The organism is Vibrio sp. Vb2131 (genome assembly GCF_033338535.1).
GTDB classification, from domain to species: Bacteria; Pseudomonadota; Gammaproteobacteria; order Enterobacterales; family Vibrionaceae; genus Vibrio; species Vibrio alginolyticus.
In genome coordinates this window covers 1-504 of record NZ_JAWOSW010000191.1, presented here as the reverse complement: position 1 = coordinate 504, position 504 = coordinate 1, and the positions used below count along the sequence as shown (strand labels likewise).

Below are 504 nucleotides of genomic sequence, written 5' to 3'. Positions count from 1 at the left end.
TGAAGGCCGTATTGCACGTGTTGTTTATATCTCACTATACCGAATGCACTTGATGGCACTTCACGGCGTGTTCAAAACAGGCTTGATGATGCTGGTTGGCCGCATTAACCGTGTATTGCGTCCAAACCTTAAGCTTCACTAATATCGGCGATTCAGCCAGTTTCAGTGTTGAAACTATAGAATAGAAAAAGCCACCGCAAGTCGGTGGCTTTTTGTTTCTGTATTGTTCCGTACCAAATAAGACTGACACCTTCTAATGCTTACCGCTGTCTTACAGCAAATCTGTTGGCAGAAGTGAATACACGACGCCATCTTTTGGTTTGCCATGGAAAATAAATCGATTTCTGGCGATGGCTTCTTTTTTTGCTCCAACGGATTCGATCAAAGCTTGGCTGGCGTTGTTATCAGGATCACAAACGATTTCAATACGAGTTAAGCTCAGTTTCGCAAAACAAAATTCTGCCAACGCTTTAATCGCCTCTTGAGCGTAGCCTTGTCTTTGGT

At 43.5% G+C, this 504-nt stretch carries 1 protein-coding gene and 1 pseudogene; one reads left to right on the top strand and one right to left on the bottom strand.

Annotated elements, in window-relative coordinates:
• A pseudogene (locus tag R7E38_RS23480) lies at positions 1 to 142 on the top strand (FAD-dependent oxidoreductase); the annotation flags it as partial.
• 129 nt (positions 143 to 271) lie between these two features.
• On the opposite strand, the gene R7E38_RS23475 reads toward R7E38_RS23480, so the two are convergent.
• Positions 272 to 504, bottom strand: a 233-nt coding sequence (locus tag R7E38_RS23475; RefSeq protein ID WP_318082264.1) for a GNAT family protein, incomplete at its 5' end; no start/stop codon positions are given.